Below are 6,330 nucleotides of genomic sequence, written 5' to 3' on the forward strand. Positions count from 1 at the left end.
AATTGCTGATCGTGCTGGTGCCCGCAGAAGAACAGGTCGGTGCCGCAGAGGCAATAGTCGGTACCGATGGACGAACACATAAAGTAGCACTAGCTGAAGTTACACTTGCACATACATTATTGCTATGTTTAATAATTGCTCGATATAAATAACCATTCATAGCATTTGTAATCTGACTAATCCCAAGAGTAGCTGTTGTAGCATTAGAATAAGTTGGATTAGTTCCTCCATTAGTAACATTAATCCACCCCGACCCTGCATTAATTTGCCATTGATATGTTAAAGATGCCGAGGAATTTGTTGCCGGGGGTATCGTATAATTAGGAGTTCCGGAAGTAATTGTGGACGTGGTGGCTGCCGTAGCTGTAACAGCAAAATTAGCAGTTCCTGCAATATTTGCAGATACATTTGAAGGATTAGTATTAGAAGTAATTGATGTTGCTGTCGTGACATTTGAATTAGTTCCAGGATAAGATGCACCTGTAACTCTTCCATCAGAACCTACCTGTCCTGCTCCAATAACTCCTCCATACGTTCCATCACCATTAGTATCTGTATTGCTATTTCCGTAAGCTTCATTAGTGTCACTACATCCATCATTATCAGAATCTGGATCTAAATAATTGGCAATACCATCATTGTCAGTATCGCACATAGCCTGATAAATAACAATATCATCTATTGCCAGGTCATTACCACTTCCTCCAGGTGAATTGTTGACTAATACTATGTCAATAGGAGCGGTAGAAGTAGGTACAAATATGGTTGGGTTTTTAAAAAACTTCCACGCAGTAAAATCTCCAAGAGGAGATCTAGCTAAATTTGCCGTATTAAAAGTATAGACTACACTTCCTGATTGTACAAAATTAACAGTAATATTTGGTACGTTTCTACCGTTATTTGCAGCAATGTCTGTATCCAAATTCATCGCCCATAAAGACGCATTTATTGGTACACCCTGTACAACACCAGTTAGTGTTCTTCTATAAAATTCTCCTGCTGTTAAGCTAGCGTTTACAATATACATCCTATCAGTACCAGGAGTGACACTTCCACCTGTATGGTCTCCCAAATTTTGCCATATTGAAGCTGCCCAAGAAGATGTTCTTTGTATATTATTAAAAACAGTATACCTTCCATCTTGCAATGAATTTGGAGGACCGCTTCCATCTGCAGAATTAGTTGGTACCGTTGCAGTAGCCCCGAAGTAATTATATGTAGTTGTAGCACCTGTCCCTACTCCTGCAAGGGTTACACTCGTTGAACCAGACATAGTGCCAAAATTCTCTGTAAAAAGTGTATTAATAATGGCTCCATTACCTGTTGCAGGCGATGGATTGGGAACTCCACAAGAAGCGTTTTCTACTGTATCTAAAATTCCATCATTGTCATCATCTAAATCAACGCCATCTAAAATACCATCATTATCATTATCACCAGGAACTGTAAAAATATTATTTTGCGAATTATTAACATTCGCAGATGAATCTAATAAACTATCAAATGACACATTAGCCTGATTGTTTGAATCAGCAAAAAATCCAGGATTTAAACTTATTTTATTTAAAATTGTATCGGTCGAAAAAGTATTAGAATCAAATATTTTTATTTTCGATTTCTCTTTTTGTTTTTGTTTTAAATTCCATATATCTGAAACATTATTGAACTTTTCCAATCCTTTCCAAAACCAATGACTAGGCGGAACAGAAAAATCAATTATTACAAAATTTTCATTTTGAATATCTTTTGGATTTGTTTTTTCTAAAGGAAAATACACTGAAGCATTCATTTTTGAAATAAAAAGAAATACTATCAGCAGAAGAAAATTAAATTTTTTAAAAAAATAATAATTTGGTAAAGTAAAGTTTTTGTACATATCTGTTAATGTAATGATGAACCTATTCAAAAAAATATCAGAAACTGAACGTCCAAACAAATCATTCAGCTTGTAGGTTAAATACAATAAAATTGAAGGAAATGATTTAATAAAAATATTTTTAATATTCCTATTAAAATAGAGTAGTGTTTGGACCATAAGCAATATAAGTTCAAGACACGAAATTGTCTTAGATTAAATTCTAGTTTTTGGATGAGCAAAAATATACAACATCCAGAATATTAATCAGAGAAGCCGACAACTTACCCAGATAAACGTTGAATTACACTTTGATCAATTAAATTTTACGATTAAAAGACAGAAGAATAACAAAAAAAGAAAATAGAGTAAAATACTGGAGTTCATAACCTTAAACAAAAACACACATAAATCAAAGTGTTTTAAACAAATTGATTTTGTAAATAAAGTAGTATGTATAAATACTCTGCATATTTTTTATCAAAAAAAAGAGATGTTATACTTAAAAAATTAGCTTAGAAATTTGATATTTCTTTTTAAACCTTCAAATTTGGTTCTCTTCAGAGGAGAATTTTTAAAAACAGCGCGAAAAGTTTCTTCTGTAATTTCAATCCAGTCTTTTTTTGAAAAAGAAAGAACTTCTGGATTTGGATTGAATAATGGCTCGGAGTGCGATTTTGAGAATCTATTCCAAGGGCAAACATCCTGACAGGTGTCACATCCAAACATCCATTCATCAAATTTTCCTTTCATTTCGTAAGGAATATTTTCTTTTAGTTCGATAGTGTAATAAGAAATACACTTGCTGCCATCAACAATATAAGGAGCAACAATTGCCTGTGTCGGACATGCATCTATACAGGCAGTACATGAACCGCAATGATCTGTAGTAGCATAATCATATTCTAAATCAAGATCTATTATAAGTTCGGCAATAAAATAAAAAGAGCCAACTTTTTGAGTAATAAGATTACTATTTTTACCAATCCAGCCTAAACCGCTTTTCGCTGCCCAGGCCTTATCTAAAACTGGCGCAGAATCAACAAAAGCACGACCGGAAATATCACCAATAGTTGACTGAATAGAATAAAGAAATTCTTTTAGTTTTTCTTTAATGACAAAATGATAATCTTGCCCGAATGCATATTTAGAAATTTTAAAGCTATCCTCATTTTGAGTTTCGGAAGGATAATAATTAAGTAAGAGCGATACCACACTTTTGGCATCATCAACTAATAATGTCGGATCAAGACGTTTGTCAAAATGGTTTTCCATATAAGCCATTTGACCATTATGATTATTGTTCAGCCATTTTTCAAGTCGTGGTGCTTCTTCTTCCAAAAACCGGGCTTTAGAGATCCCACAAGAAAGGAAACCAAGTCTTTTTGCTTCGGATTTTATAAAATTTGAATATTTTTCTTTAGAATTAATACTCATCTTTTTAAAAATAAAACTTTTGCTCCAACTGGTTTTAAAGTAATTAAGGGATTAAATTTTATATTATCATTATAAGAAGTGATTGTATATTTTTTTACAATATGCGAAATAGTCAAACACATTTCATACATAGCAAACCCCACACCAATACACATTCTTGGCCCAGCACCAAAAGGGTGAAAATATTGCATTGAAATCTTTTTTTGCTCACCAAGAAAACGTTCCGGATTAAATTTGTCTGGATTATTCCAATATTTTGGATTTCGGTGCAATGCATAAAAAGAAACTCCTATGAGTGTTTCTTTTTTGATTTTGTAATCCACTAGTGTCTCATCATTTATATTTTGCCTGTCAGTAATCCAGGCCGGAGGATATAAACGCATCGCTTCATTCAACACAGCATTTGTGTAAGTCATTTTCTGAAGCTGCTCAATAATATTATCTGCCTGAGATTCGATTACAATTATTTCTTCTAAGACTTTTTGTTGAACTTCAGGATGCCTTCCTAAAAGATTTAGAGCAAAAGTTAAGGCATTTGCAGTAGTTTCATGTCCTGCAATGAATAAAATTTTGATTTCGTCAATAAGTTGCGTTGTTGGCATTGGTTCTCCCGTATCTTCATATCGGGTTTCAAGAAGCATATTAAGTAAATCATTATATTCTTCCGTAGAAGAATTCCTTATATCAATAATTTCTCTAATAATCTCATTGTTTTCTAACGCTAATTGCTGGTGCTTTTTTACCTGACCACTTACTGAAAACCACCATGCCTTATGGGGAAGCCTAATTTCTTTGACTAAGAAATTCTGAACTTCTCCAATAATAAATTTTATTCTGTTAAGCTTCTCTTTTGAAATTGAAAGTTGGAATAAGGATTTAGCAACTACATTAAATGCCAATTGACTCATTACAGGAAAAAGATCAATGCTTTTACCTTCCACTATTGCATCAAGTTCTGAAACAATAGTCTGATTCATATTTTCAACTAATTGATTCATCTTTTGCTTATGAAAAGCCGGTTGAATAAGTCTTCTTTGTTTTAACCAAAAATCACCATCAACAGTCAAAAGTCCATTTCCCAAATATTTTGAAAGGTAGACGGATTGAAATTTTGACTTATGATAATTCTTATGGTTTTTTACTAATATTTGTTGTGCTATTTCATTATCTCTGGACAATATTATATGCTTTGATAACCCAATCTTAATAGAAAAAGAGTCGCCAAATTTTTCAAAATACTTTTCATGATAAGGTATCGGATTTCTTCGTACACCTTCAGCATCCAATAGAAATCTTCCTAATGAAATTTTATGAGGATAATTATATTTTTTATTAGGAGACATAGATATGATTATTAAAACAATCCACCCTGAATATTGGTATTGATTTTCCCTAAATGTTTATAGGCTTTATCAGTAACTTCACGTCCACGGGGCGTACGCATTATAAAACCCTGCTGAATTAAAAAAGGCTCATAAACTTCCTCAATGGTTTCACTGCTCTCAGAAACTGCAGTTGCTAAAGTAGAAAGTCCTACTGGTCCACCTTTGAACTTATTGATAATAGTGAGTAAAATTTTATTATCCATTTCATCTAGTCCATGTGCATCAACGTGTAATGCTTTTAAAGCATAACGTGCAATTTCCAGATCAATAGTTCCGTTTCCTTTTATTTGTGCAAAATCTCTAACCCTTCGCAATAAAGCATTAGCAATACGAGGTGTACCACGACTGCGTCCAGCAATTTCTACAGCTGCATCTAATGAAATAGCCATTTTAAGAATAGAGGAACTTCTTTCAACAATAGTGGTTAGAAGCTCAGTGGTATAATATTGTAATCTTGATGATATTCCAAAACGGGCACGCATGGGTGCGGTTAATAACCCTGAACGTGTAGTAGCCCCAATTAAAGTAAAAGGGTTTAAATTGATTTGAACTGTTCGGGCATTTGGACCGGATTCGATCATGATATCAATTTTAAAATCCTCCATTGCCGAATAAAGATATTCCTCTACAATTGGACTCAAACGATGGATTTCATCAATAAATAAAACATCTCTTTCATCAAGATTAGTAAGTAAACCTGCGAGATCACCTGGCTTATCCAAAACAGGTCCTGACGTAATTTTTATTCCAACTTCAAGTTCGTTGGCTAAAATATTAGCTAAAGTAGTTTTACCTAGTCCGGGAGGTCCGTGAAACAATGTATGGTCAAGTGCTTCACCCCTTTGATTAGCAGCAGCTACAAAGACTTTCAAATTTTCTAAAACCTGATCTTGTCCTGCAAAATCATCAAATGACAGCGGACGCAATTTTTTTTCAAGATCTAATTCTTCCGGGTTGTATCCTTTTGCAGTAGGATCTAGATTTTCATTCATTATACAAAGATATAGAAACTAATGAGTTTCTAAAACAAGATTCATTAATGTTACAAAACAAAAAAGACTGTCGTTTAGGACAGTCTTTTAATATTTTAATGGTGTAAAACTTCTTCACCTTCTTTCATCGGTACATTTTGAGGAACAAAATCTACATCATAATTGGGATTACTGTAATCATATGGCCAACGGTAAACGTGAGGGATTTCTCCTGGCCAGTTACCGTGTATGTGTTCTATCGGAGCTGTCCACTCAAGAGTTGTAGATCTCCATGGATTTTGAACAGCTTTCTTACCATAAAAAATACTGCTAAAAAAGTTATACAAGAATACCAATTGGAAAGCTCCTCCTATTAAAGCAAACATTGTAATAATAACATTCACATTTTGCAAATCATCGAATAATGGAAAATTTGTATTTGTATAATAACGTCTTGGCAAGCCTGCTAGTCCAATAAAGTGCATTGGAAAGAAAACTCCATAAGCACAAACTGCCGTCACCCAAAAATGGATATAACCTAAGTTTTTATTCATCATTCTTCCGTACATTCTTGGAAACCAATGATAGATTCCGCCAAACATTCCATATAGAGCAGAGATACCCATCACTAAGTGAAAGTGAGCAATTACAAAATAAGTATCGTGAACGTTAATATCTAAAG

General features: G+C 33.6%; 4 protein-coding genes and 1 pseudogene. All 5 read right to left on the minus strand.

The genetic code is table 11. The features are described 5' to 3' along the window. Window positions 1-1,789 (minus strand): annotated as a pseudogene (locus ABI657_RS18725) (hypothetical protein); the annotation flags it as partial. Between the two features lie 576 nt (window positions 1,790-2,365). Then, window positions 2,366-3,292: a tRNA epoxyqueuosine(34) reductase QueG gene (gene queG / locus ABI657_RS18730; protein WP_348098794.1), complete on the minus strand. Its 927-nt coding sequence runs from the start codon at window positions 3,290-3,292 to the stop codon at window positions 2,366-2,368. Then, window positions 3,289-4,635 (minus strand): cytochrome P450, encoded by a 1,347-nt coding sequence (locus ABI657_RS18735; protein WP_348098795.1) that lies wholly within the window; start codon window positions 4,633-4,635, stop codon window positions 3,289-3,291. Before ABI657_RS18735 ends, queG begins: the two co-directional genes overlap by 4 nt. 11 nt (window positions 4,636-4,646) lie before the next feature. Beyond that, window positions 4,647-5,669 carry a Holliday junction branch migration DNA helicase RuvB gene (gene ruvB, locus ABI657_RS18740; protein ID WP_348098796.1) on the minus strand — a complete coding sequence of 341 codons (1,023 nt, stop codon included), beginning with the start codon at window positions 5,667-5,669 and terminating at the stop codon, window positions 4,647-4,649. Window positions 5,670-5,764: 95 nt separating this feature from the next. Continuing rightward, window positions 5,765-6,330 (minus strand): cbb3-type cytochrome c oxidase subunit I (locus tag ABI657_RS18745; protein WP_348098797.1); only part of this gene is annotated, 566 nt, incomplete at its 5' end.

It is taken from the genome of Flavobacterium sp. (assembly GCF_039930565.1).
Classification (GTDB): Bacteria; Bacteroidota; Bacteroidia; order Flavobacteriales; family Flavobacteriaceae; genus Flavobacterium.